The organism is Polynucleobacter sp. JS-JIR-II-b4 (assembly GCF_018687815.1).
GTDB lineage: Bacteria > Pseudomonadota > Gammaproteobacteria > Burkholderiales > Burkholderiaceae > Polynucleobacter.
Genome location: NZ_CP061306.1, coordinates 1,189,426 through 1,214,960, shown reverse-complemented (window position 1 = coordinate 1,214,960; position 25,535 = coordinate 1,189,426). Strand labels below are relative to the sequence as shown.

Here is a 25,535-nt window from a genome sequence, read left to right as displayed (position 1 = left end):
CTATGAGCACAAAAGTTAATTCAGAAGGAGTCTCAGCATCGCGGGTGTATTTGCCTGCTGATCAAGCTCACCTGAATTTGCTGCAATTCTTTATAGAGCAATTCCCCCATATTCCAGGAGATGAGTGGGAGCAACGTTTCGATGAAGGCCTCATCTTAGATCAAGACGGCCAAGCCCTGGCCGCAAATAGTCCTTACCTGCCAAATACTCATCTACTGTACTTCCGGCGCCTCGCTCGTGAGCCTAACATTCCTTTTGAGGAACGGATTCTTTTTCAGGATGAGCATATTCTGGTTGCAGATAAGCCTCATTTCCTGCCAGTAACGCCAAGTGGACTTTACCTGCATCAAACCTTATTAAATAGACTTAAGAAAAGAGCGGGCATCCAAACACTCAGTCCAATACATCGCATTGATCGCGACACTGCTGGCTTGGTCATTTTTTCTGTAAAGCCTGATGAAAGAGCTCAATACCAAAATTTGTTCAGGGATAGGGCGGTCAACAAAGTTTATGAGGCAATAGCACCATACTCCGAGGACCTGGAGAAAAAACTCCCCTTGACTTATCAAAGCCGCCTTGAAGAATCAGAACATTTTCTGCAGATGCGGGAGGCGGCAGGTGAGTCAAACGCAGACACATTTATCGAGCTCATAGAAAAAAATAAGTCATGGGCTAAATACCGATTAACACCAGGTAGCGGTAAAAAGCATCAATTGCGTTGTCATCTCAATGCTCTAAGTATTCCAATAAAGCATGACCAGATTTACCCTGTTCTCACGCCGTATCAAGAATACGATTTAGATTTCTCTAAACCATTACAGCTATTGGCCAAAGAAATTACATTTAAAGATCCAATAACTGGAGATCTAAGAGCCTTCAAGAGCCTTCAAGAATTAATTCTTTAAGGCAGCAAAGCTTTGAGCTTGGGACTTGTGCCAATACAGCTCAAATACCCTGGGCAGATTCAGACTTGGATCTATGTGTTCTGCCTTGAGTAACAAGCCGGCAGGCATCTCTGGCAATAGGAAAGATAGAAGGCGCACTTCATGCTTGTTAATGCGTCGAATGATATGAGGGGCATCAATTTCACTAGGGTGATGTAAGCCGGCCGCCTCGACAAGTTCTTTCAAGGTCTTCAAGGTTTCATTATGAAAGTTATATACTCGTTCTGCCTTGTTGGGCACCACTAAAGCTTTCTGGCGCAATGCATTCTGTGTGGTGACGCCAGTAGGGCAGTTGCCCGTATTGCATACCTGAGCCTGGATGCACCCAATTGAGAACATAAAGCCACGTGCACTATTGCACCAGTCAGTACCTAGGGCAAAAACTACGGCCATATCAAACGCGCTAATGATCTTTCCAGCGCAGCCAATCTTAATTTGATCCCGTAGGTTAACTCCTACTAGGGTGTTATGCACAAGACGTAGACCTTCTTGAAGCGGTGTACCCACATGATTGGTGAACTCAACCGGTGATGCACCGGTTCCACCTTCAGAGCCATCGACCACAATAAAGTCTGGATAAATACCAGTTTCCAGCATAGCCTTAACAATGCCAAACCATTCCCATGGGTGGCCAACACAAAACTTGAAACCAACTGGCTTACCGCCAGACAGATCGCGTAATTTCTTCACAAAGTGAATGAGCTCAAGCGGGGTTGAGAATGCGCTATGTGAGGCAGGCGAGATGCAGGCTTCACCCTCCTTGACGCCACGTGCAGCAGCAATCTCAGCCGTTACCTTAGAGCCTGGCAAGATGCCGCCATGACCAGGCTTAGCGCCTTGACTGAGTTTAATCTCAATCATTTTGACCTGAGGGTCTAAAGCATTCTCCGCGTATTTACTTTCATTAAAAGTACCATCGGAATTACGGCAGCCAAAGTAGCCCGAACCAATTTCCCAGATAAGATCGCCACCATGCACGCGATGGTATTGAGAGATTGAGCCTTCGCCGGTGTCATGAGCAAAGCCACCTTTTTTAGCGCCAAGATTTAAAGCCAATATAGCATTGGCACTAAGTGACCCAAAGCTCATTGCCGAGATATTGAAAATACTGGCTGAATATTTCTGTGTGCAATCTTTGCCGCCAATCTCGACCCGGAAATCGTGGCTAGGTAAGCGGGTAGGTGCCAATGATTGATTAATCCATTGATAGCCAGGGGCCATGACATCCAGAGTGGTGCCGAAAGGAATTTGATCCGGTACAGCCTTAGCACGTGAATAGACTAGTGTGCGCTGTTCTTTTGAGAAAGGGGTCTCATCATTGTCGCCCTCGATAAAGTACTGGCGAATTTCAGGGCGAATAAATTCGAGCATGAAACGCAAGTGACCGATAACGGGATAGTTGCGAAGAATGGCTGCTTTAGTTTGCGAGACGTCATACATACCCACGAATGATAAAAAACCAAATAGTAGGAAAAAATTCCAAGCTTGTGGGTGTAGTGGCAAAGAGGAAAAACTGACAATAGCCCCTAGGATGCAAAGGCAAAATGGAATATATCGAATAGGTAGGTATTTATTGGGGGACATGGCCATAATGAGCTTAAATGTGAATGGTCTGAGTATACGAATTTAATACTAATAGAAACAATTTGATATAAATTAAGCCTAATAGCGATTCCTCAGTGATTTTTCACTAATCCTCAAGCATTGCAGGAGTATTCTGAAGGGGTAGTTAATACTAATCATAGGAAGAATATGTCATTAAATCATGCAGTAATCTGGATCGACCATAAAGAAGCTCACGTAATGTTCTTGAGCGAAGGGGCTAGCGAAGCCGAAGTGATTCGTAGCAAGAGTACTCATACGCATCTGCATCACAAAGCCAATGAAGTCGGTAGCGGCAAACTGGCTTTAGATTCCAAATACTTGCATTCAGTTATTAATGCCGTGAATGAATCTAAAGAGATTTTGATTCTTGGCCCAGGCTCTGCAAAACTAGAACTCATCAAGCATGCGCATAAGCATGATGCCAATATCGCAGAAAAAATTGTTGGCGTAGAAACGGTTGATCATCCTACTGATAAAGAAATTCTTGCATATGCACGCAAGTTTTTCTATAAAGTAGATCAGATGATTTAAAGAGTCATTTAAGGAAACGAAAAATGAAGAATGAAACTCAAGAACCCTTAGGGTCTGATGGCCTTCCAGGGCATGACTATTTTTTAGATGCAGTAAATCATATTGATGAAGCTGTGGAAAACAATACGATTGCACCTGGCGCTGCTAAAGGAATTATTTTCAGCTTAGTGGAAACTCTAGGTGCAATGGTGGGCGACCCCGATTTACCGAATCATCTAAAGTCTGGCTATATGGGGGCTTTGGATCTTGCGGTGGAGTTAGAAGCTAGGCTCGAAAAATTGCGTTAATCAAGAATTATTTGTTTTACTGCAAGGGCAACTTAGGTTGCCCTAATGCATTTAAAATAGCGATCACTCGCAATTTAATTGAAGTTCATGACGAATACCCCAAAGAAACGGTTAGCAGTCGCTCCCATGATGGAATGGACAGACCGCCATTGCCGTTCTTTTCATCGCACGCTTACCAAGGAGGCCGTTCTCTATACCGAGATGGTGACTACTGGTGCGCTGATGCATGGTGATGTCCCACGCCATTTAGATTATTCACAAGAGCAACATCCTGTTGTTCTTCAGCTTGGAGGATCGGAGCCAACTGATTTGGCAAGGTCTGCTGAATTGGCACAACAGTGGGGCTACGATGAGATAGACCTCAATTGTGGTTGCCCATCGGAGCGCGTTCAACGCGGAGCCTTTGGCGCTTGTTTAATGGCCGAGCCTAATTTAGTTGCAGACTGTGTGCGCTCGATGAAGAGTGCAGTCGATATCCCAATCTCTGTCAAGCATCGCTTGGGTTTAGATACGATGGATGCAGCAAATTCTGAAGCCGATTATCAATTTGCATTGAACTTCATTCTGGCAGTGGCTGATGCAGGTACAAGTCAAGTCACTATTCATGCGCGCAATGCCGTATTAAAAGGTTTATCGCCTAAAGAGAATCGCAGTAAGCCACCATTGCGTTATGAAGTTGCTGCCCAGCTTAGATTGGATGCGCAAAAGCAATTTCCGAATCTCAAAGTACTGCTCAATGGCGGCCTGGAAACCAATGAGCAAATCGCTGGCCATTGGAATGATTTTGATGGCTTCATGGTGGGAAGGGCGGCATATCATTTTCCTGCATTGCTTCTAGGTTGGGATGACATGATCAATACCGATGGTGATGCTGCCGGCTATCTCTTTAGTGAAACTGAGTGGCACCGCATTCAGATTGCCCTAGTGAGGCAAGTTCAGGCTTGGTTTGATGAATGTCAAGCCAAAGGAAAACTTTTTTATATTGGCGCATTTACACGGCATATTTTGGGCTTAGCTCATGGCAGGGCAGGGTCGCGATATTGGCGCCAGCGTCTCTCAGATCACCATGCTTTAGCCAAGGTTCAGAGTAAGGCAGCCATATTGGATTTCTTTATCGATGCTAGTCTGTGCCTTGGAGATTGGGCCGCTTTTGAGTTCGAAACAGCCTAAGAACCTGGAAATACTGTGTTTTTGACAGGTTTTTAGCTGAAAAGCTATAATTTGGACTCTTCAGTGGCGGACGTAGCTCAGTTGGTAGAGTCCCAGATTGTGATTCTGGTTGTCGCGGGTTCGAGCCCCGTCGTTCGCCCCATAGTATTCGAGTAAATAGCCCCTGAAATAGGGGCTATTTACTTTTCAATCCTGCTTACCAATCGCGACTTTTATGGATCATCCTTTTGCCCCTGACAGCAAAACTTTTGATAATTTAGTGCCATTATCAAAATCTGACCTAAGTATAGTTTTCGCATTATTGTGTGCTTAAAAAATCTTTACTGCATATGAAAAAATTTGATGTCTTTCCAATTATCTTTGGTGTCTTGCTTAGTTTTGTGGCATCGTATTTCATGCTCAGATCTACCCTAAGTCAAGGCGCTTCTATTTCAACTATTCCTACGGTACAGATTGGAAATTTGATTTGGGATCAAACCGAGATGAATATTGCTGATGTGAAGATGTATGCGTCATCTACGGAGTTTGTAAGTGCTGCTGAAAAGATGGGGGGCGGATTGTCTTATGAGTCCGGCTTTGTTCAAAAGCCAGGGTGGACTTGGAAGGCGCCATACGGTGTACTAGCAAAAAATGCTGAGCCTGCAGTTCATCTAAACCATAAAGAGGCTGAATCTATTTGTCGCTATTACGGTAAACGTTTGCCAACAGATACAGAATGGACGAGCGCCGCATTCTTGGAGCAAAGAGGCAATCCGCCGACTGGATATATCAAGGGTCAGCGTTACCCATACCCAGGTGGCAGCACTCCTGCGGCATCTCATTGTCTAAGTGGTTGTGGTGACTACAAAGGCCTTGCACCGGCCGGCACTCTGAACCGAGGTACTGGGCACGTAATCACTGGCTCAACTAAACCTGGCGTTAATGGCATGTATGACATGGGTGGTAACGTTTGGGAGTGGACTGCTACAGAGCGTAATGGCGGCTACATTAATCGTGGAGCATCATGGTGGTATGGTCCCGATAGACAGCAGGAAGGCGATGTGGAATCCAAGCCTAGTGATATTGCCGTGGTTTATATCGGATTTCGTTGTGTAGCCGATGCCGTGAAACAATAGGGAATGACTAATTCCGCAGTAGATTCTTCTGAAATTGAAATCACCCCTGATTACCAAGCGGTAATTGAGGCTATTGAGCGTCACGATCCTTACATCTTCGTTAGCGGTAAAGCTGGCACCGGCAAAACGACTCTAATCGGCTTCTTACGAGAAACCATACCCGGTAACGTCGTAGTAGTCGCCCCAACAGGAGTTGCCGCGCTCCAGGTTAAAGGGGTGACAATTCATTCTTTCTTTAGATTACCTCCGCGGCTCATTTTTCCTGAGGAAGATATCAAGCCGCTGCGCGATAAACGTCTTTATAAAGATATCCGATTACTCATCATTGATGAGATCTCGATGGTGCGTGCAGATCTCATAGATGCAATGGATTTATTTCTGCGCGAGAACGGTCCGCAAAAAGGTAAACCCTTTGGTGGCATTCAGGTAATGTTTGTAGGAGATTTATTTCAGCTACCACCAGTAGTTTCTGGATCTGATATGCAAGTCCTATCGGAGCGTGGTTACGAGGGGCCTTATTTCTTTTGTGCCATGGCCTTACATCGCAAAGACGTCACAATGGTTGAGCTCTCTAAGATCTTCCGTCAAAAGGATGAGTACTTCGCAGGCTTATTAAATCGCATTCGCATTAACCATGATGTTGATGAAGTTCTCGATACTCTTAATGCACAGTGCTATCGCAAAGATGCTGAGATGGATGAGCAGACCATTACCCTTACCACTACAAATGCACGAGCAGATCAAATTAATGGCGCTGGCTTGCGCGCAATTACCGTTGAGGGCAAAGTCTACGCAGGTACATCTACTGGAAAATTTAATATTGATGAGCGCAACTTGCCATCACCCAATAATTTAGTGCTTAAGGTGGGTGCCAAAGTGATGTTTACTGCAACGGATCCAGGATTTCCTAAGCGCTGGGTCAATGGCACTATTGGCGTAGTGCGTGAGTTACTGCCAGATAAGGTGAAGGTGATGGTGCAAAACGGGCCGTATTCAAATACTGTTGAAGTCACAGGCCATCAGTGGGAATCTTATCGCTATGATCACGACATGATGTCAGGAAAGATCTCCCCAAGCATCATCGGCACTTATGTTCAGATACCGCTCATGCTGGCTTGGGCCGTAACGATTCATAAGAGCCAGGGCAAAACCCTCGATAAAGTTAAGGTTGACCTATCGTCAGGTGCATTTGCCTCGGGACAGGTTTATGTTGCCCTAAGCCGTTGTAAAACAATTGAAGGCATTTCTCTACAGAGGCCGATTGAGCCCAGAGATGTGAGCTGCGATCAAGAGATCAAGCGTTTCTATCTGAATTGCTTGCCCAATTCAAATAATTAAAACCCGGCCGCTAATCCATCTCTACGGTGATCGCTGCCAGCAATATAAGCAGAATCGGCATCTTCTGAGAGCGTGGCAATTGCTTGCGCACTGCCAAAGTCCAAGCTGTTTGCTGGTTGTACGGCAACCTCATGTCCGATTGCTTTCAATCCATCAACCACACCCTGGGGCATCGCCGCTTCCACAGTGAGTTTGCCTACATCATCGATACGCCAACGGGGCGCATCAGAACAGGCTTGTGGATTGAGGTATTCATCCACAAAGCGCATCACGAATTGAATATGACCCTGCGGCTGCATATTGCCGCCCATCACACCAAATGCCATAGTAGGTTTGCCATCCTTGGTGAGGAAGGCGGGAAGAATGGTGTGGAAAGGGCGCTTACCCGGAGCAACTTGATTGGGGTGCCCAGCTTCTAATCTAAAGCTCATGCCACGATTATGAAAAGCAATGCCGCCTGGGGCGACTACACCAGAACCAAAGCCTTTGAAGTTAGATTGAATATAAGAAATCATCATGCCGGATTCATCGGCGGCGCATAAGTAAACAGTGCCGCCTGAATGTGGATCTCCTGGACCATAGCTACCAGCCTTGTTGTGATCAATCATGGCTGCGCGACTGGCCAAGTAATCTCTATTTAAAAGAGAGCTCACTGGCATTTGCATAGAGCGTGCATCGGAAACGTAGGCATAAACATCAGCAAACGCCATCCGCATAGCTTCAATTTGTAAATGAATACGTTGCGCTGAGTTAGCGGGGTATTGCTTCACATTGGCTGCCTGCAAAATACCTAAGGCAATTTGAGCGGCAATACCAGATCCATTTGGCGGAATTTCATGGAGAGTGTAATCACCATAATCGAAGGCTAAAGGCTCAACCCATTCTGGCTGGTTATCAGCAAAGTCTTGCATGGTGAAACAACCACCAGTAGCCCGAGCAAAGTCCACCATACTCTGTGCAAGTGGACCTTTATAAAAAGAATCGCCTTCCGTGGCAGCAATTTCTCTTAGAGTCTTAGCTTGCGCAGGATATTTCCAGATTTGTCCCGCTTGAGGTGCCTTGCCATCAATTAAAAATGACTCTACAAAACCAGGTTGGTTCTTCAGGATTGGAATGGCTTCACGCCATTGACGAGCGATAACAGGTGAAACCGGAAAACCATTTTCCGCATAGTCGATAGCTCGTTTAAACAATTGCGCAAAGGGCAGCTTGCCAAATTTTCTGGAAAGTTCGATCCAGCCGGCAACCATGCCAGGGACAGTGACTGTATTCCAACCAATTAAATCCATACCTTCTTTGCCGGCAAAATACTCTGGCTTCCAAGCTGAAGGAGCGCGACCAGAAGCATTTAAGCCATGTATCTTCTTACCATCCCAAAGAATTGCAAAGCCATCTCCACCTATGCCATTCATCGTAGGTTCAACAACGGTGAGCGTGATTGCAGTTGCAAGTGCTGCATCTACTGCGTTGCCGCCACTCTGTAGAGCTTCAATGCCTGCCTGAGTGGCCAGTGGTTGAGAACTCGCAACCGTATTTTTAGCCAGAACAGGGGCGCGACTACCAAAAGGAGGGGATATCAACATAAGGACTTATCTATTTAACGACTTAATCAACTTTAACATTCGCTGACTTTACTACCTTCTCCCATTTACTAGCTTCGCTTGCAGTAATTTCAGATAACTTTTCAGAGTTTGCAAACTGAGGGTGAATACCTTGGGCTGCCATACGTGCTTTGAAATCGGGATTCGTGAGAATCTTACGAATTTCTTTTTCTAATTTTGAAATGATTACTGGAGAAGTTCCTTTAGGAACGTAAACCGCATAAAAGTTTTCTACATCAAACTGCTTCATGCCATCTTGTCCGAGAGTGGGAACATTGGGCATTAAAGGAGAGCGTTCTGCTGCGGCGATAGCAATCGGACGTAGCTTGCCACTCTGAATATGGGGCAATGAAGCGGTCACGCTATCAAACATCATGAGAGTATTGCCTGCAATCAAATCAGGCAAAGCAAAGCTGCTGCCCTTATAAGGGATATGCGTTCCCGTTGCTCCAATACGCTGCATAAACAAAGTGGATTCCAAGTGGGAGAGGCTGCCATTACCTTGGGATGCGTAATTAAAGTCACCCTTTTTAGACTTGATGAATGCAATGAGTTCAGGAAGATTTTTTGCTGGAACACTTGGGTTCACCACAATTAAATGCGGAATTGTTCCAATTAATGCAACTGGAACAAAATCTTTCTGTAAGTCAGCCGGAGGATTTTTAAATAGGGCTGAAGAAATCGATTGATTTGTCAGCGCACTAATGTTGATGGTGTAGCCATCAGGGGCGGCTTTAGCAGCGGCTTGTAAGCCAATCATTCCACCAGCGCCAGGTTTATTTTCGACAACGATGGATTGACCCAATGCTTCAGCTAAAGGCGCGGTCACACTACGCGCAAAAATATCAGTAGATCCGCCTGCAGGAAAGGACACAATCGCAACAATCGGTTTTTTAGGCCAATCTGTATCGGAGGCGGCAAGAGCCAAGTTACTTAAAGTCAACAGTCCTAATGAGCCAAGGATGAGAGATTTGAAATAGTGCATTTAATGATCCGATAGTGAGATGAGTAATATAGTATTGGAAATTCAGAATCTAGTTTTAAAAAGATCAAATAGAGAGACGCATGACAACAATGAACAAAACAAGCGGCGGAATTGATATGTCAGCTTATTGGCTGCCATTCACACCTAACCGCTACTTTCAGCACCATCCGAAGATCATGCAGTCAGCAAAGGGAGCTTACTACTTTGATGATCAGGGTCGTAAGCTATTTGATGGTTTATCTGGGCTGTGGTGCTCTCCATTGGGGCATGCTGATCCACGTATTGGTGCAGCGATTCAAAAGCAGTTTGAAACGATGGATTATTGCCCTGCATTTCAGATGGCCAGTGAGACAACTTTTAGCTTGGCTAGTCGAATTGCGAAGATGGCGCCGGAGGGATTGGATAAGGTATTTTTTACCAACTCTGGTTCTGAGGCGGTTGATACTGCATTGAAGATCGCCATTGGTTACCACCGAGTAATGGGCAATGCATCCCGTATTCGACTAATTGGACGAGATCGCGCTTATCACGGCGTTGGTATCGCTGGAATATCGGTGGGTGGTATGGTCGCCAATCGCAAAATGTTTGCCAGCATGATGATGCCCGGTGTGGATCATTTGCCTCATACATTAAATCTCTCACAGATGGCTTTCTCAAAAGGGCAACCAAAGTGGGGGGCGCATTTGGCAGAAGAGTTAGAAAAGATTGTTGCTCTTCATGATGCCAATACGATTGCCGCTGTCATCATGGAGCCTGTGCAGGGATCGACCGGAGTCATAGTTCCACCCGATGGCTATTTACAAAAGATTCGTGAGATCTGTACTAAGCACGGTATTTTGCTGATCTTTGATGAGGTGATTACCGGCTTTGGTCGCTTAGGCGCAAACTTCGGTGCCGATCGTTTTGGTGTAACACCCGACATGATTACGTTTGCAAAAGGGATTACGAATGGCGTGATTCCAATGGGTGGCGTGATTGTGCGTGGAGATATTTACGACAATATTATTTCGAATGGTGGGCAAGAGCAAGTGATTGAATTTTTCCATGGCTATACCTACTCAGGTCATCCGATACCTGCGGCTGCAGGCCATGCAGTGCTTGATATTTTTGAGTCTGATGATTTGGTCAATCGGGCTCGAGCACTAGAACCTGTTTTAGAAAATGGACTTCATGCCCTAAAGGGTAAGTCTGGCATTTTGGATATTCGTAACTTTGGTTTATCTGGCGCTATTGAGCTTGATCCTGTGCCAGGAAAGCCAGGTTTGCGCTCAATGAAGGTGCTCGAGGCCTGTATCGAAAGAGGTGCATTAGTAAGGGTGGCTGGTGACGCTATTGCCGTAGGCCCCCCATTTATATCCAAGCCTGAAGAAGTGGAATTTCTGTGTAGCGTTTTAGGTGATGCTATTGATGAGGCGATGAAGGTTAATTAACCGCGTAAATATTAGGCTTTTAATTGGCTTGAATTATTGTATAGCTACGCTATACAATATGGTATGATTAAATCGTTTAGGCATAAAGGATTGCAGTTATTTTTTGAAACTGGAAGCCGTGCTGGCATTCAAAGTTCTCATGCTCCTCGTCTTTCAAGACAATTATCCAGATTGAATGAGGCCCGTAATTGGGAGGATGTGAATATTCCTGGCTGGCGATTACATTCCTTAGGTGGAAAACTGGTTGGCCACTTTTCAATTTCAGTTAGTGGAAACTGGAGAATTACTTTTAGGTTTGAAGGTGAAGACGTAGTGTTGGTAAATTATCAGGACTACCATTGATGATAAAAATGAGAAAAATGCACAACCCCCCGCATCCAGGACTCACCTTGCGTGATGATATTCTTCCTGCCCTAGGGATTACTGTTACAGCCGCAGCTGATCAGCTTGGTGTGACTAGAGCTGCTTTATCTCGAGTATTAAATGCTAAAGCTGGAATTTCGCCTGAGATGGCATTGAGAATTGAGGCATGGTTAGGCGTTGAAAATGGTGGCAGTGCAAGTATTTGGTTGGCCCAACAGTCTGCTTATGATTTGTGGAAAGCTAGAAAGACTATTAAACCTAAAGTGAAGCACATACAAATACCGGATTTACTGGCTGCCTAATTATTGGCGACTCAATTAGCGATTAAATAAGTGGTAAATCACGGGTATTGCTACTGCACTGACAACGCCATTCATGCCCATCGCTAGACTAGCGTATGTTCCTGCTTCAGGATGAATGCTAAATGCACGTGATGTGCCGATGCCATGAGCGCCAATACCAATAGCAAAACCTCTTTGCCACCACGCTTTCATACCCAATGCGTTCAATACAAAGGGTGCCAAAATAGCCCCTAGTATTCCGGTACTCACGGCAAAGATGGCTGTTAGAGTTGGTGAGACGCCAATACGTTCTGCAATACCCATCGCAATTGGTGCGGTAACAGATTTGGGATACATGGCACCAGTGATGCTGGAGTCTGCCCCAAGTACAGTAGCAATACCTACCGCACTAATGATTGATACCAATCCACCCGTGCATAGCGAAGCAATTAAAGGGAGTGATCTCCCTTTAAGGCTATTTAATCCTCTGTAGATGGGGATAGCTAAAGAAACTGTCGCGGAACCTAATAAAAAGTGAATAAACTGAGCTCCCTCAAAATAGGTTGAGTAGGGCATTTCAATAAATTGAATCGTGCTTGCCACAATCAAAATGGCAATTGCTACTGGATTGGCCAATGGATTCTGATGACTGGCTTTATAAATGCTGAGCCCAATTTGATAGGCTGCTAGCGTAATAAATAAGGCAAAAAGCGGGCTACCCGATAAGTAAACCCAAATCTCGACGATAGAGTGCTTTTCACTCATGAGATTCTTTCCTGCTCAATAAACGGGCGACTAACGCGCTAGAGGCAATAGTGAGGATGACGCTACCAATGAGGGCGCTAATAATGGCCCATGCATTTGCTTTGAGCTGGGGTAAGAAAAGCACCACGCCAACAGCGGCTGGAACAAAGAGAAGTCCGAGGTACTGACTAAAGCCATCGCCCACCATGGCTAAGTCGGAATTAATCCCTTTGCGCAAAACCAGCCACAGCACCAAGAGAACCAATCCAATGACCGGTCCAGGGAGCGTCGGCAAAAGGAACTTAGAAACGAGTTCACCCAGGCTTTGAAAGAGAAGGATTTGTACAAGGCCAAAAATCATGTAGCTATCTTACCGCCTGCGTGAATAGAGTGCCCAGATAGCCATCCCAGTGCCAGAGGCACCAAAGGAGGGGTTTTCTAAAGCTTCACCATGACTTTCTAAGTTAGATTTGAGTTATTCAGGGATGCCCTGAGGATTCCAGTCAATATCTTGTATACAAAACCTTGCTACACTGGTCTGAAAATAGCAGTTCATATTAATAAATAGGAGATTCAACATGAAGTCACTCGTATCTGGCTTGCTTCTTGCTTTGTGTTCCAGCCTTTCTTTTTCTGTATCGGCTAAAGATACGGTCAAGATTGCCTACATTGGGCCATTGACCGGAGGTGTTTCTGCAAATGGTATTGGTGGTCGTAACTCTGCTGATCTAGCAGTTCGCCTCAAAAATCAAGACCCGAATGCTAAATATAAGTATGAATTGGTTACTGCAGATGATGAGTGCAAGCCAAACGTAGGCGTTCAAGTCGCTACCAAAATTGCGTCAGATAGTTCCATCATCGCAGGTGTAACCCATTACTGTTCAGCAGTCGCAATGAGTACTGTCGATGTTTATCACAAGTTTGGATTGCCAGTGATGGTGTGGGGTGCCGTTCTTCCTGAAATCACTTATGGCAATGACTATAAAGAGATTCATCGTGTAAACGGTACGATGATTAATCAAAATGAAGTAGCAGCTAAATTCTTAACTGGCTTAGGCTATAAGAAGTGGGTCATCATTCATGACACTACCGATTACGGCAAAGGTCACAATAAGTATTTTTCTCAGTTCCTGACTAAAAATGGCGGCCAGATCTTGGGCACCTTTGGTGTCACCGCTGATCAGCAAGACTTCACAGCCGAATTAACCAAAATCAAGCAGTTGAACCCTGAAGTGGTTTACTTTGGCGGCCTCACACCAATCGGTATTCGTATCCGCACACAAATGGATCGCTTGGGTATCAAGGCGGTATTTGAAGGAACTTCTGGAATTAAGTCTGATGCATACATCGAGGGCTTGGGTAAATTGTCTGAAGGCTCTTTGTCTTTCATCGAGGGTGCGCCATGGGAAAAACTCCCAGGTGGACTTGAGTTCATTGCCAAGTATTCACAACAAAAGTATCCAGATGCGCCTGAAGCCTATGGTCCTTTTGCCTATACCGCGACTAATCTGATCATGGCTGCAATTGAAAAGGCAGGGCCTAATCGCAAGAAAGTCATGGATCTTTTAAATAACACCCAAAACGTAGAAACGATTATTGGGAAGGTCAGTTTTGATGATCATCGCCAAAACATTGTTCCCTTGATCTCTAAGTATGTTGCGCAAGATGGCAAATGGGTTCTCTGGGAAGACAGTCTCTATGCTAAGAAGCAGCGTAAGTTAGGGCAGTAATTGAAATCGTAGTAGAAGAGGGTATTTTTGCATGTCATTTGATATTTTTTTGCAGTACTTGCTCAATGGTTTGATGTTGGGTGTAATTTATGCAATCGTGGCAGTTGGATTTACCCTCTACTTCGGTGTTTTGGATGTCATTAAGTTTTCTCACGGTGACATCCTCATGGTGGGGGCCTTTGCTGGCCTCACCGCCTATATTGGTATAGCCGAGACTTTTACTTCTCCTTGGCTACAGCTTTTAGTATTAATAGTAGTAAGTCTGGCTGTTGCAGCCTTTCTTGGTGCAGTCATTGCTCGCTACCTCATCCTGCCTTTGCAGAAAGCGCCCCCAATCAATACCTTATTGGTAACCTTGATGTTGGGTCTTGCACTGCGTGAATTGGTCCGTTTGTTTTATCCAAATGGATCCAATCCCAAACCTTTTCCAAAGTTACTGCCTGTTGATGGCATTGCTCTTGGCGAATTTACTTTGCGCGCTGATAGTCTCATCCTGCTCATTACTGGAGTCTTAATCATTGTTGCGGTTCAACGCCTGATCACCAAAAGCAAGATTGGCTTAGCTATTCGTGCGGTTGCACAAGATAGCGAGACAGCACGCATTATGGGCATTAACTTCCATCGAATTGTCTTGATTACATTCATGTTGGGTTCGGCCTTGGCTGCGCTAGCTGGCTTGATGAACGGCCTGTATTACAACGAAGTCAATTTCAGCATGGGTTTATTACTAGGTGTGATTGGCTTCTCTGCTGCGGTAGTAGGCGGCTTGGGAAATTTCTATGGTGCGATTGTTGGAGGGTTCTTATTTGCAGGACTCCAAACGATTGGCGCTGTTTTGCTGCCAGCCATATTGCCCAGTGTTCCTAGTGCATACAAAGACGTCTTTGCCTTTGCGGTAATCATCATCATCATGGGATTGAAGCCTACAGGCTTGATTTCTGAAAAATCCAGCGAGCGAGTTTAAGTATGAAGTTATTAATATCTGCCTTCATTGCCTGCCTGGTCTATTGCATTCTATTGTTGGGCTCTGAAAACCAGTTAGAAGTTGGCGCTCTTGTAATCCTCGCGTTTGTAACCAGTTTGGTTGGTAAAAAATTAGGGTTGATGGATAAGCTAGCAAATGCCGTGAGAGAACATCCTCAGTTTCCCGCTTACGCCTCGATTGCAGGTGTGCTCATAACCATGCTGGTGTTCCATAATTCACACTTTGCACTCTTGATGCTCGCTACAGTGCTGATCTATTCCATTGTTTGCCTTGGTTTAAACATTCAATTTGGTTATGTCGGCATCGTGAACTTTGCAGGTGCCGCTTTCTTTGGTATCGGCAGTTATACCGCTGCAATATTGTCGACCCACACCGCGATCCCGCATTTGCTGGTTCTATTTATAGCCGCAGGTATCTCTGCCCTGATTGGTTCCATATTGATCTACCCAGTGTTGAGAACACGTGGGCACTATGCGGCTTTAGTCACCATCGCTTTCGGTATCTTGTTCCGCAACTTCTTGGAGGTGAATGACACCTTGGGTGGTCCGCAGGGGTTAAAGATTCCTCCGCTCACTATTTTTGGCTGGAATTTATCGGATGGTTTGGACATAGGTGGTTTTGAATTGTCTTTCTACATCCCATACCTCCTGATCGCATTAGTTCTGCTAATTGCTAGTTTTAGAATCACCCGCAATTTAGAGCGCTCATGGATTGGATTGAGTATGGATATGGTCCGTACCGATGAAATTGCAGCCTCTACTTTTGGTGTGAATATTGCGCACTGGAAGGTAGTGGCATTCACATTAGGCAACTTCATTGCTGGTATGGCAGGAGCACTCTACGGAATGATGACGGCCTATGTTGCCCCAAATAACTTTACCTTTGCTGACTCCTTGATATTGGTATCAATTGTGATTTTGGGTGGTATTGGCAACCCATGGGGAATCATTCCTGCAGCAGCCATTGTGGTGATTCTTCCTGAGAAGCTTCAATTCATTCAGGAATATCGTTTCTTGCTCTATGCCATTGTGGTGATCTTGATCTTGCTATTCCGTCCTGATGGTTTGTTGCCAAGGCGGATTCGAGAGTATTTCCCGGGCAACAAAGCGGGAGGTCAAAAATGAGTTCATTGACATCATCCAAGAAGCAAATCCTAGTCGCAGAAAAACTCACCATGCGTTTTGGTGGTGTAACAGCATTAGATTCGTTGGACCTTCATGTGAATGAGGGCGAAGTATTGGGATTGCTAGGTCCAAATGGTTCAGGCAAGACCACTTTCTTTAACGTCATTACCGGTTTGTATCGGGCCAGCTCAGGCAGTGTTTTATTTCGTGGTGAGGATTTAACTGATGCTGCTGCTCAGCAAGTGTATCTGCATGCAATTACTCGTACGTTTCAACGCTCGCGTTTGTCTTTGCCTCTAACGGTCTTCGATAACATCGCGATTGGAGATAACCGTCGATTAAATACTGGGCTTTTCTTTAATTTGTTTCAAAGAGAGAAATTTAAGCAAGAATACGAAGGCTTGGTTGAGCAGGTAAGGCAGCTGCTCCTTACATTTAATCCTAAGTTAGCTGACAAAATATTTGAGCCAGTGGCAAGCTTGCCAATGATTGATCGCCGCCGCATTGAAATCTGCAGAGCCTTGATTAGTCAACCTGATTTACTTCTTCTAGATGAGCCTTCAGCCGGCATGACTCACGATGAGACCGCTGAAGTAATGGATGACATTTTGCAGGTACGTAGCAAGATTAAGCCATTCACTATTATTTTGATTGAGCATGAAATGGGTTTGATTCAAAGAATGACTGAGCGTTGCATTGTTCTGAACTATGGCAAGAAAATTGCTGAGGGCACTTACGATGAGATCGTGAACAATCCCGAAGTACAAGTCGCTTATTTGGGGCAGGAATAATCATGGCCTTATTAGAGATTGAACACATCTATACCGCATACGATCGCATTGATGTTTTGGAAGACGTCTCCATCAAAGTCGAGAAGGGTGAAATTACCTGCATTCTTGGTGCCAATGGCGCCGGTAAATCTACCTTAATTCGATCCGTCCTAGGATTGACCCCGGCTAATCGTGGAAAAATCATTTTTAATGGCGTAGATATTGCCCATTTGCCAACACATCGCATTATTGAAGCAGGAATTGCATGTGTTCCAGAAGGACGTCGCGTGTTTCCGCGTATGACGGTGGATGAAAATCTATCTGCTGGAGCTTATCTGGTAACTGATAAAAAAGTGATTGAAGAGCGTCGTGAGCATGTAAAGCATTTATTTCCGCGCCTTGCCGAGCGCTCTAATCAGTTAGCGGGGACTATGTCCGGTGGTGAACAGGCGATGCTGGCGATTAGTCGCAGCCTCATGAGTTCGCCTGAGTTGCTGATATTTGATGAGCCTTCACTGGGCCTGTCACCTTTGTTTGTAAAAGAAAACTTTAAGATCATTAAAGAAATCAATCAAATGGGTACCACTGTCTTATTGGTTGAGCAGAATGTTCGTCAAACCTTGGCAATCGCCCATCGTGGATATGTCATTACCAAAGGCCAAGTGGTGGCTGAGGGAAGCGCCACAGCATTGGCTGAGAATGCGGAAGTACAAGCAGCTTATTTTGGATAAATACAGATGACAACCAACATTCCTGATCCAATTGCATTAACTCAAGAGCTGATTCGTTTTAATACGATTAATCCCCCGGGCAATGAAGATCAAGTCTGTGAATATCTAGCGAAACTCTTAGAGTCTGTAGGCTATGAATGTCGCAAGATTGAATTTGCCCCACATCGAATGAGTTTAGTTGCCAAAATTGGCGCCTGTTCCGATCAAAAGCCTAGTATCTGCTTTACTGGGCATGTAGACGTTGTTCCTTTGGGTGCTCGCACTTGGAAATATGAACCCTTTGCCGGCATTATTGAAGATGGCAAGCTATATGGGCGCGGCTCTAGTGATATGAAGAGTGGCGTCGCTGCTTTTGTTGTTGCAGCTATGAAAATGGCTGACTCCGCAAAGCAAGGCGCTGGCGTGAGCATGATCATTACCGCAGGAGAAGAGACGGGCTGCGAGGGCGCATTTCATTTGGCAGCTAACCAGGAAATATTGGATTTTCTGGGTCCTGCTGGATGCTTTATTGTGGCTGAACCTACCGCCAATGAACCTTTGCTAGGTCACAAGGGGGCCTACTGGTTGAAAGCCTCTACTGATGGCGTTACCGCTCATGGCTCGATGCCTGAGCGTGGCGACAACGCGTTTTATAAGTTGGCTAAGGCCGCATTAACTTTAGAAAAATTTGCTTTTGATACTCCTGTCCATGAGTTGATGGGTCAAGGCACTCTTAATGTGGGTACTGCCAAATCAGGCATCAATATCAACTCAGTTCCTGATGCGGCGGAAATGACGCTGGATATTCGTACGGTTGCAGGGCAAAGCCATCAACATATTTATGGCTGCCTATGTAAAGCGCTGGGCCCTACGGTTCGCCTGGACACCATTATTGATATTGAAGGGGTGTTCACGCCCGCTACAGATCCCTGGATGGCAAGCGTATTTGATTTTTGTGAAAAGATTAATGGGGTTCGTCCGGTCGAAAAGACGGTGTCTTACTTTACCGATGCATCAGCATTAAAGCCCGCAATTGGCAATCCACCCACCGTGATTCTGGGGCCAGGCCAGCCAGAAATGGCTCATCAAACTGACGAATTTTGTTACGTCGACAAAATTACAGACGCGACTCAGTTATTTTCTGAGCTAATTCTTGATTGGCAGGCTCACTAGTTCTTCGCCCCCAATAAATGTTGCATTGCAATATATTAATTCTTAGTTAAGATAAGCACACGATAAGTGGGGGTAATGAAGTTGCCCCTGACACCATAAAAAGAATTTTTAGGAGAGCACTCATGGCTGAATTGAATGTCAATGGTAAAAAATACAAGGTGGACGTTGATCCAGAAACCCCATTGCTTTGGGTAATCCGCGAACAGGTCGGTTTAACCGGCACTAAGTATGGATGTGGAGTTGGTCAATGCGGTGCGTGCACAGTGTTGTTTGAGGGTCAGGCCATTCGTAGCTGCTCTATTCCAGTAGCTGCAGCTGAAGGAAAAAAAATCGAGACTATTGAAAGTTTAGAGAAGAGTGGTCAGCTTTCTAAAGTTCAAAAAGCGTGGGTCGACAATCAAGTGCCTCAGTGTGGTTACTGTCAGTCCGGCATGGTGATGGCAACCACCGCTTTGTTAAGAAACAATCCAAAGCCTACTGATGCACAAATCGACGAGTCCATTACTAATATCTGCCGCTGCGGCACATTCCAGCAAGTGCGTGCAGCGATTCATGCAGCTAGCAAGGCTTAAGGGGAAAAACATGACTACAAATACAAATACTTCCCGCCGCCATTTTGTCATTGGCTCTAGTGCCATTGCTACTGGCTTAGCCATTGGCCTCGATCTTTCTTTTATGTCTGCTGCAAATGCGGCTATGGGTACTGGCACTACTGCCATGACTCCATTAGCCACACCAGAAATTGGTATCTGGGTTGTAGTTAAGCCGAATGATGATGTTGTTGTGCGTATTGTCCGCTCAGAAATGGGTCAAGGCACTATTACTGGCTTAGCTCAGATGGTTGCAGAAGAATTGCAATGTGATTGGAAAAAAGTCTCTTATGACTATCCATCACCTGGTGAGAATTTAAAGCGTAAGCTGGCATGGGGTAGCTATTCCACTGGCGGTAGCCGTGGCATTCGTACTTCTGAGCAATATGTGCGTAAGGGCGGAGCTGCTGCGCGCATGATGTTGATTCAGGCTGCGGCAAATCAATGGGGCGTTCCCGCTTCTGAATGCGTAGCAAAAGATAGCGTGATTACTCATACTCCGTCTGGCAAAAAGACAACTTTCGGTAAGGTATCTGTAGCGGCATCACAGTTGGAAGTGCCAAAAGAAGTGCCATTGAAGGATCCAAGGGAGTGGACATTAATTGGTAAGCCTGTCAATCGTATTGATGGCGTTTCCGACAAGGTCACTGGGCGACAGGTCTATGCAATTGACTTGAAGATGCCAGGTATGTTGGTGGCGAATATTAAAGAGTCTCCAGTGTTTGGCGGCAAAGTAAAGAGCTACGACGCGGCTAAAGCGCAAAGCATGAAAGGCGTAAAGAAAGTAGTTCAGGTAGGTGACTCAGCGGTAGCAGTTGTAGCAGATACCTTCTGGCAAGCTAAAACCGCTTTAGACCAAGTGAATATCGTTTGGGATAGCGGTACTAATGGCAATGTTTCCAGTGCTTCCATTAAGAAGATGTTGGAAGAGGGCTTAAATGCAGATGATGCTTTTGTTCACAACACTAATGGTGATGTTAAAGCGGCAATGTCTGGCGCATCTAAGAAATTAGAGGCCACATATTTCTACCCATTTTTAAATCACGCCACTTTGGAGCCGCAAACGGCGACTGCGAAGTGGACTGCTGACTCTTGTGAGGCTTGGGTTCCAACCCAAGACGGTGAAGCTTCATTAGCAGCGGTAATTGCTGCATCTGGACTTCCTGCAGAAAAATGTAATGTCTACAAGGTGAACCTTGGCGGTGGATTTGGTCGCCGTGGAGCCTTCCAGGATTACACAACACAAGCGGTCAATATTGCTAAGCAAATGCCGGGCACTCCTATCAAGCTGATTTGGACCCGTGAAGAGGATATGACCCAGGGTCGTTACCATCCCGTAATGATGTGTAAGATGACTGCAGCGATTGATGACAAGAAAAACGTCACTGGTATTAACATGCGTTTGTCAGGTCAATCCATCCTGGCTGCGGTGCGTCCAGCTGTAGTCGCTGCGAACAAAGGTAAAGATCCGTTGGCATTCCAAGGGGTTGAGCCTACAGGTGAGCATGGCATTACTTATAGCTTCCCAAATTTAAATATCGATCATGCAATGCGTAACACCCATGTACCACCCGGATTTTGGCGTGGTGTGAACGTAAACCAAAATGCGATCTTTATTGAAACCTTTATGGATGAGTTGGCTGAAGCAACTGGTATGGATGCTGTAGAGTTCCGTCGCAAGCATATGGAAAATTTCCCGCGTGCTGTAGCGGTTCTCAATGCAGTCGCTGATGGCATTGGCTGGACTAAGCCAGCTAAACCAGGTGTATACCGTGGCATTGCGCAAATGCGCTCCTTTGGTAGTTACGTAGCAGCAGCTTGCGAGTTATCAGTAACTAACGGCAATGAAGTGAAGATTCATCGCATTGTTGCCGCTACCGATCCTGGTTATGCAGTTAACCCTGCGCAAATTGCACGTCAGGTCTCCGGCTCCTTTGTTTATGGCTTATCCGCTTTATTCGAAGAAGAGATCACGATTGAAAAAGGTGCTGTTGTTCAGAAGAACTTTGATACCTTTAACTCGATTCGTCTCTATCAGATGCCAAAAGTCGAAACCATCATCATTCAAGGTGGCGGTAAAGAGTGGGGTGGCGTAGGTGAACCAACGATTGCGGTAGCTGCACCAGCTGTTCTCAATGCCATTTATCGTGCAACAGGCAAACGCTTGCGCACAGTGCCTTTGAAAAACAGCGGTATCAAGCTAGTTTAAGCGTTAGTTCACAGTGACATTGTGTCGATGAGAAAGAGGATTGCACTAGCATTTTCATTGCTAGTCATCCTCAATCTCAATGCTGTGCACGCTCAAGTAATCGTGGGTGATTCGATTTTCGAATCCCTTTCTTCTGAGGCTGGCAATCCGGTGCGTGGTAGAGTGATTGTGGCAAGTCGTCAAACAGGTTTATGTTTGCTATGTCACAGCGGCCCGTTTCCAGAAGAGCGCTTTCAGGGGAACTTAGCTCCTGAACTGAAGATGAGCGTGGCTCGCTTAAATGCCCCACAACTAAGGGCGCGTATTGTGAATGCAGCACACTTCAATCCACAAACGATCATGCCGGCTTATTATGAAACTAAACACCTCAATCGTGTAGCCCCTAAGTTTTCGGGGCAGACAATACTAAGCGGACAAGAGATCGAAGATGTTATTGCTTTCTTGGTGACTTTGAATAATACAAATTAACTGAAATCGAGATGAAGAAAATCATTCATAACCATCGCAGGCAATGGCTAAAGCAAGTCCAGGGTCTTGGGCTTTTGGCCTTGGGTTTTTGTTTAAATCCGATAGCTGCCCTTGCTAAAAAAGAAGAGGCAGATGAAGCGATTAAAAAAATTACCGGTGGCGCTGCTATTCGGGAGGGTAAAGTCACTCTGGTTATTCCACCGCTAGTGGAAAATGGTAATTTAGTCGTGCTCAAGGTTAGTGTAGATAGTCCGATGACAGCCAATGATTATGTCAAGACCATACATGTGATTGCCGAGGGCAATCCTTTGCCTAATATCTTTACTGTTTACCTTACTCCACGTTCGGGCACTGCAAACATTACGACGCGTGTCCGTTTGGCTGATAGCCAGAAGGTATGGGCTATTGCACAAATGAGTAATGGTAGTTTTTGGCAAGGCTCCGCCGAAACTTTGGTAACCCTTTCAGCGTGCACGGAGATGGTATGAGTAAAACTTCCCGTACATCCATCACAATGCCAGCTACGGCCAAAAAAGATTCCATTATTGAGATTCGCGCTATTGCGCAGCATGATATGGAGTCAGGTTTTCGCTATACCGAGGGCGGCAAGCTCATTCCCCGCGATATTATTCGTACCTTTACCTGCACCTACAACACTGTGGAAGTGTTTAAAGCGGATTTCTATTCAGGAATAGGGGCTAATCCCTTAATCATCTTCACCACTATCGCTGTTGAGTCCGGAACCCTCGAGTTCAGATGGGCTGGGGATGATGGGTATGAGGCAGTCAACCAGTCTCACATTACTGTTTCGTGAAAAAGAAAACTTCTTTTTTTCTGAGTGGCATTTATCTAATACTTGCTAGCCTTATATTCATGGGGGCTCCAAAAGCAGTACCGCCATTGCAGCAGTCGAGTTATGAGTTGATGTCTGCCGAGAACAAGGCAATGCAAGATGACCCTTCACTCAATCCAGCAATGTTTTGGGTTGGTGATGGTGAAAGTTTATGGCAACAGAAGCTTGGTCCACAAAATAATGCTTGTAGCACTTGTCATGGGGATGCAAAAAAATCCATGCGCGGTGTAGCTACTCAATATCCTAAGGTGATTAAAGGCAAACTCCAAACGCTGGAAGGCCAAATCAATCAGTGTCGAATCGGCACTCAATCAGCCCCCGCCTTGCTCTACGAGAGCAAAGATCTCTTAGCCTTAACTGCCTTCATCGCATTTCAGTCCAAGGGCATGCCAATTGCGGTGAATGAAAATTCTGCTAACGCACCCTTCTTAAAAAAGGGCAGGCAGTCATTTAATGAGCGTATGGGACAGCTTAATTTATCTTGTGCGCAATGTCACGAGGATAGGGCGGGCCTAAAGCTTGGCGGTAGCCCAATACCTCAAGGACATCCCAATGCCTATCCCATCTATCGCTTAGAGTGGCAAACCTTGGGTTCATTGCAAAGACGGCTACGCAACTGCATGAGCGGTGTGAGGGCGCAACAATTTGAATATGGCTCGCCAGAGATGGCGCAGTTAGAGCTGTTTCTGATGTGGCGAGCTAGAGGCCTACCCCTAGAATCTCCAGGGGTGAGGCCTTAGCAAGGGTCTTTCTTCAGTTAATCAGAAAAGACTACTGAAGTTGCTCCATTTATGAGGACGCGATCGTGTAGGTAGTAACGCAAAGCTCTTGAGAGAACTGCGCGCTCTAAATCTCGACCCTTACGCACCAAGTCTTCTGGTGTATCGCCATGCGTAACGCGAGTCACATCTTGCTCGATGATCGGACCTTCATCCAGATCACTAGTCACAAAATGGGCAGTTGCACCGATGAGCTTGATACCGCGAGCATGCGCTTGATGGTATGGTTTAGCACCCTTAAAGCTAGGCAAGAATGAGTGGTGCACGTTAATGCAGCGGCCAGATAGCTTAGTCGATAAATCATCTGACAAGATTTGCATGTAGCGCGCCAAAATCACCATGTCTACCTTAGAATCTGCAACGATTTCGAGAAGTCTCGCTTCCTGGGCTGGCTTGGTTTCAGGTGTGACTGGTAGGTGGTAGAACGGGATATCCGCAAAATCAATGCTGGCATAGACGTCACGAGGATGGTTGGAGACGATGCCACAGATAATCATCGGTAACTCACCAATGCGCCAGCGATAGAGAAGGTCAACCAGGCAATGGTCTAACTTGGAAGCCATGATTAATACGCGTTTAAGATCCTTTACTGCACGCAATTCCCAAGTGAGCTCAAAACGCTTTGCAATTTCGACAAAGCCCGCTCTGAGTGACTCTACATTCGCAGGACAGCTAAAGCTGACGCGCATAAAAAAGCGCTTTGACGCTTTATCATCAAACTGTTGAGCTTCTTCAATGTCACCGCCTAGTTCAAATATATAAGTAGAGACCGCAGCAACAATGCCGGGTTTATTCGGGCAGGTAAGAGTAAGGTAATAGTTTTCAGTGGCCATATTAATTCGTTAGTAGATTGCTTATAAGCACTAATTTTAGTCGCTTATCCCCCTGCTTGGGGCTAAGTGCCCGAGTTATTGCTTGGCAGAACTCTTAGTCGTATCTCCAGGCCCCAATAAGGGCTCACTTTTATCCGTAACGGTGGGTAGAACAACCTCAATACAGATAGGTTTTGAGTCAATCACATTAAAGAAGCTGCACTCTTTTTTGGTGGCGGCAGATGCCATATGCTCTAAGGGAGATTTACCTGTCGCCGCAGAAGATGCAAGGCTTACTGCTGTGCCAGGGTTTGCTACAGCAGCGGTTCCAATAGTACTGGCAGCTGCTGTACCAGAGCTACTAAGGGTTGCTAATGGTGCGACGCAAGCACTCAATAATCCTATTAGGCAACTTAAGCCAAGCCAGCGAAAAAGGGTGAATCGCAAATAGGAAAAATTATTTGCTGCGACAGGCAACATTGAACACGCCTGCAGCCCATGTTTTGTTTTCAATAGCCTCAAAAGGGCTATCTGGAGTTTTCTGCTCCTCAACCACCTTACCTTTGCCGCCATTGCCAGCAAATGCTTTAAATTCAATTGGGCGATATTTGGCGGTGCTGCAATCAAATTCATTAAGACCAATAATCGAATTTACAATTTCTTTGGTTTGTGGATTTTGACCTGGCTTTTTAAAATCTAGCATCGACAAAATTTGAGTTTTGTCATCCTGTTTTTGAATTGTTGCTGGATCTACAAAAACAGTGAATGAATCGACCGTACCAATTTCTTGCCAGGCAGCCATGACATTTCCACTTGTCAATAATGTGGCTGAAATTGCGAGTAGGGTTGTGATGGATTTCATGAGAATTCAGTCCTTATTAATTGCTTTTGAGATATACATGCTATTTTAAGCGCCTATGCCACCATGTGCCATTGTA

At 45.5% G+C, this 25,535-nt stretch carries 29 protein-coding genes and 1 tRNA gene; 22 read left to right on the top strand and 8 right to left on the bottom strand.

The window, feature by feature from the left end; translation table 11 throughout:
* The first annotated feature begins 2 nt into the window (after window positions 1–2).
* Complete coding sequence (locus tag ICV90_RS06165) at window positions 3–905, top strand: pseudouridine synthase (protein WP_215357104.1); 903 nt, start codon at window positions 3–5, stop codon at window positions 903–905.
* Here the strand turns inward: ICV90_RS06165 and ICV90_RS06160 are convergent.
* A complete protein-coding gene (locus ICV90_RS06160) occupies window positions 894–2,534 on the bottom strand; it encodes an FMN-binding glutamate synthase family protein (RefSeq protein WP_215357103.1) in 1,641 nt (546 codons plus the stop codon). The two genes, ICV90_RS06165 and ICV90_RS06160, sit on opposite strands and share 12 nt — an antisense overlap.
* A gap of 162 nt (window positions 2,535–2,696) precedes the next feature.
* On the opposite strand from ICV90_RS06160, the gene ICV90_RS06155 reads away from it, so the two are divergent.
* From ICV90_RS06155 to ICV90_RS10340, 6 genes are all read left to right on the top strand, one after another.
* Window positions 2,697–3,080, top strand: coding sequence for a translational machinery protein (locus tag ICV90_RS06155; protein ID WP_215357101.1), 384 nt, complete (start codon window positions 2,697–2,699; stop codon window positions 3,078–3,080).
* Window positions 3,081–3,103: 23 nt separating this feature from the next.
* Complete coding sequence (locus ICV90_RS06150; RefSeq protein ID WP_215357099.1) at window positions 3,104–3,367, top strand: hypothetical protein; 264 nt, start codon at window positions 3,104–3,106, stop codon at window positions 3,365–3,367.
* A gap of 87 nt (window positions 3,368–3,454) precedes the next feature.
* Window positions 3,455–4,537, top strand: a complete 1,083-nt coding sequence (gene dusA / locus ICV90_RS06145) for a tRNA dihydrouridine(20/20a) synthase DusA (protein ID WP_215357097.1) — start codon at window positions 3,455–3,457, stop codon at window positions 4,535–4,537.
* A 66-nt stretch (window positions 4,538–4,603) separates the two neighbouring features.
* Window positions 4,604–4,679 (top strand) — tRNA-His (locus ICV90_RS06140).
* A 187-nt stretch (window positions 4,680–4,866) separates the two neighbouring features.
* Window positions 4,867–5,652, top strand: a complete 786-nt coding sequence (locus ICV90_RS06135) for an SUMF1/EgtB/PvdO family nonheme iron enzyme (RefSeq protein ID WP_215357088.1) — start codon at window positions 4,867–4,869, stop codon at window positions 5,650–5,652.
* A gap of 3 nt (window positions 5,653–5,655) precedes the next feature.
* Window positions 5,656–6,990, top strand: a complete 1,335-nt coding sequence (locus tag ICV90_RS10340) for an ATP-dependent RecD-like DNA helicase (protein ID WP_215357086.1) — start codon at window positions 5,656–5,658, stop codon at window positions 6,988–6,990.
* Here the strand turns inward: ICV90_RS10340 and ICV90_RS06125 are convergent.
* Together ICV90_RS06125 and ICV90_RS06120 are read right to left on the bottom strand one after the other, a co-directional pair.
* The gene (locus tag ICV90_RS06125; protein WP_215357084.1) at window positions 6,987–8,573 is read right to left on the bottom strand and encodes a gamma-glutamyltransferase family protein; all 1,587 of its coding nucleotides are present in this window, start codon (window positions 8,571–8,573) and stop codon (window positions 6,987–6,989) included. The genes ICV90_RS10340 and ICV90_RS06125 overlap by 4 nt on opposite strands.
* 22 nt (window positions 8,574–8,595) lie before the next feature.
* Entirely contained in the window at window positions 8,596–9,576 is a 981-nt protein-coding gene (locus ICV90_RS06120) for a tripartite tricarboxylate transporter substrate binding protein (RefSeq protein WP_215357082.1), read from the bottom strand.
* Between the two features lie 89 nt (window positions 9,577–9,665).
* On the opposite strand from ICV90_RS06120, the gene ICV90_RS06115 reads away from it, so the two are divergent.
* The 3 genes from ICV90_RS06115 to ICV90_RS06105 all read left to right on the top strand — a co-directional run bounded on the left by ICV90_RS06115 (window position 9,666) and on the right by ICV90_RS06105 (window position 11,671).
* Window positions 9,666–11,006 (top strand): aspartate aminotransferase family protein, encoded by a 1,341-nt coding sequence (locus tag ICV90_RS06115; protein WP_215360404.1) that lies wholly within the window; start codon window positions 9,666–9,668, stop codon window positions 11,004–11,006.
* Between the two features lie 63 nt (window positions 11,007–11,069).
* Window positions 11,070–11,348, top strand: a complete 279-nt coding sequence (locus ICV90_RS06110; RefSeq protein ID WP_215357080.1) for a type II toxin-antitoxin system RelE/ParE family toxin — start codon at window positions 11,070–11,072, stop codon at window positions 11,346–11,348.
* 8 nt (window positions 11,349–11,356) lie between these two features.
* A complete protein-coding gene (locus ICV90_RS06105) occupies window positions 11,357–11,671 on the top strand; it encodes a HigA family addiction module antitoxin (RefSeq protein WP_215357078.1) in 315 nt (104 codons plus the stop codon).
* A gap of 15 nt (window positions 11,672–11,686) precedes the next feature.
* Here ICV90_RS06105 and ICV90_RS06100 read toward each other — a convergent pair whose 3' ends face one another.
* Together ICV90_RS06100 and ICV90_RS06095 are read right to left on the bottom strand one after the other, a co-directional pair.
* Window positions 11,687–12,415, bottom strand: a complete 729-nt coding sequence (locus ICV90_RS06100; protein ID WP_215357076.1) for an LrgB family protein — start codon at window positions 12,413–12,415, stop codon at window positions 11,687–11,689.
* Window positions 12,408–12,755, bottom strand: a complete 348-nt coding sequence (locus tag ICV90_RS06095; RefSeq protein ID WP_215357074.1) for a CidA/LrgA family protein — start codon at window positions 12,753–12,755, stop codon at window positions 12,408–12,410. The genes ICV90_RS06100 and ICV90_RS06095 overlap by 8 nt, the downstream gene beginning before the upstream one ends.
* 217 nt (window positions 12,756–12,972) lie before the next feature.
* Here ICV90_RS06095 and ICV90_RS06090 point away from each other — a divergent pair, with 217 nt between their 5' ends.
* The 12 genes from ICV90_RS06090 (at window position 12,973) to soxA (ending at window position 23,746) form a co-directional block, all read left to right on the top strand.
* Complete coding sequence (locus ICV90_RS06090) at window positions 12,973–14,124, top strand: branched-chain amino acid ABC transporter substrate-binding protein (protein ID WP_215357072.1); 1,152 nt, start codon at window positions 12,973–12,975, stop codon at window positions 14,122–14,124.
* Between the two features lie 31 nt (window positions 14,125–14,155).
* Window positions 14,156–15,088, top strand: coding sequence for a branched-chain amino acid ABC transporter permease (locus ICV90_RS06085; RefSeq protein WP_215357070.1), 933 nt, complete (start codon window positions 14,156–14,158; stop codon window positions 15,086–15,088).
* A gap of 2 nt (window positions 15,089–15,090) precedes the next feature.
* Window positions 15,091–16,233, top strand: coding sequence for a branched-chain amino acid ABC transporter permease (locus ICV90_RS06080; RefSeq protein WP_215357068.1), 1,143 nt, complete (start codon window positions 15,091–15,093; stop codon window positions 16,231–16,233).
* Window positions 16,230–17,024, top strand: a complete 795-nt coding sequence (locus ICV90_RS06075; RefSeq protein ID WP_215357066.1) for an ABC transporter ATP-binding protein — start codon at window positions 16,230–16,232, stop codon at window positions 17,022–17,024. The genes ICV90_RS06080 and ICV90_RS06075 overlap by 4 nt, the downstream gene beginning before the upstream one ends.
* A 2-nt stretch (window positions 17,025–17,026) precedes the next feature.
* Window positions 17,027–17,734, top strand: a complete 708-nt coding sequence (locus ICV90_RS06070; RefSeq protein ID WP_215357064.1) for an ABC transporter ATP-binding protein — start codon at window positions 17,027–17,029, stop codon at window positions 17,732–17,734.
* 6 nt (window positions 17,735–17,740) lie between these two features.
* Entirely contained in the window at window positions 17,741–18,886 is a 1,146-nt protein-coding gene (locus ICV90_RS06065) for a M20 family metallopeptidase (RefSeq protein ID WP_215357062.1), read from the top strand.
* 122 nt (window positions 18,887–19,008) lie between these two features.
* Window positions 19,009–19,458: a (2Fe-2S)-binding protein gene (locus ICV90_RS06060; protein WP_215357060.1), complete on the top strand. Its 450-nt coding sequence runs from the start codon at window positions 19,009–19,011 to the stop codon at window positions 19,456–19,458.
* A gap of 10 nt (window positions 19,459–19,468) precedes the next feature.
* A complete protein-coding gene (locus tag ICV90_RS06055; RefSeq protein WP_215357058.1) occupies window positions 19,469–21,685 on the top strand; it encodes a xanthine dehydrogenase family protein molybdopterin-binding subunit in 2,217 nt (738 codons plus the stop codon).
* A gap of 27 nt (window positions 21,686–21,712) precedes the next feature.
* Window positions 21,713–22,153, top strand: coding sequence for a sulfur oxidation c-type cytochrome SoxX (soxX, locus tag ICV90_RS06050; protein WP_215357048.1), 441 nt, complete (start codon window positions 21,713–21,715; stop codon window positions 22,151–22,153).
* A gap of 11 nt (window positions 22,154–22,164) precedes the next feature.
* The gene (locus ICV90_RS06045; protein WP_215357046.1) at window positions 22,165–22,641 is read left to right on the top strand and encodes a SoxY-related AACIE arm protein; all 477 of its coding nucleotides are present in this window, start codon (window positions 22,165–22,167) and stop codon (window positions 22,639–22,641) included.
* On the top strand, window positions 22,638–22,967 hold the full coding sequence (locus ICV90_RS06040; protein WP_215357044.1) for a thiosulfate oxidation carrier complex protein SoxZ: 330 nt from the start codon (window positions 22,638–22,640) through the stop codon (window positions 22,965–22,967). Before ICV90_RS06045 ends, ICV90_RS06040 begins: the two co-directional genes overlap by 4 nt.
* A gap of 59 nt (window positions 22,968–23,026) precedes the next feature.
* Window positions 23,027–23,746 (top strand): sulfur oxidation c-type cytochrome SoxA, encoded by a 720-nt coding sequence (gene soxA / locus ICV90_RS06035; protein WP_215357042.1) that lies wholly within the window; start codon window positions 23,027–23,029, stop codon window positions 23,744–23,746.
* A 17-nt stretch (window positions 23,747–23,763) separates the two neighbouring features.
* Here the strand turns inward: soxA and purU are convergent, their stop codons facing one another.
* From purU to ICV90_RS06020, 3 genes are all read right to left on the bottom strand, one after another.
* Window positions 23,764–24,618: a formyltetrahydrofolate deformylase gene (purU, locus tag ICV90_RS06030; RefSeq protein WP_215357040.1), complete on the bottom strand. Its 855-nt coding sequence runs from the start codon at window positions 24,616–24,618 to the stop codon at window positions 23,764–23,766.
* Between the two features lie 75 nt (window positions 24,619–24,693).
* Window positions 24,694–24,993, bottom strand: a complete 300-nt coding sequence (locus ICV90_RS06025) for a hypothetical protein (RefSeq protein ID WP_215357038.1) — start codon at window positions 24,991–24,993, stop codon at window positions 24,694–24,696.
* A 61-nt stretch (window positions 24,994–25,054) separates the two neighbouring features.
* A complete protein-coding gene (locus ICV90_RS06020) occupies window positions 25,055–25,459 on the bottom strand; it encodes a surface-adhesin E family protein (RefSeq protein ID WP_215357036.1) in 405 nt (134 codons plus the stop codon).
* Window positions 25,460–25,535: the final 76 nt, after the last annotated feature.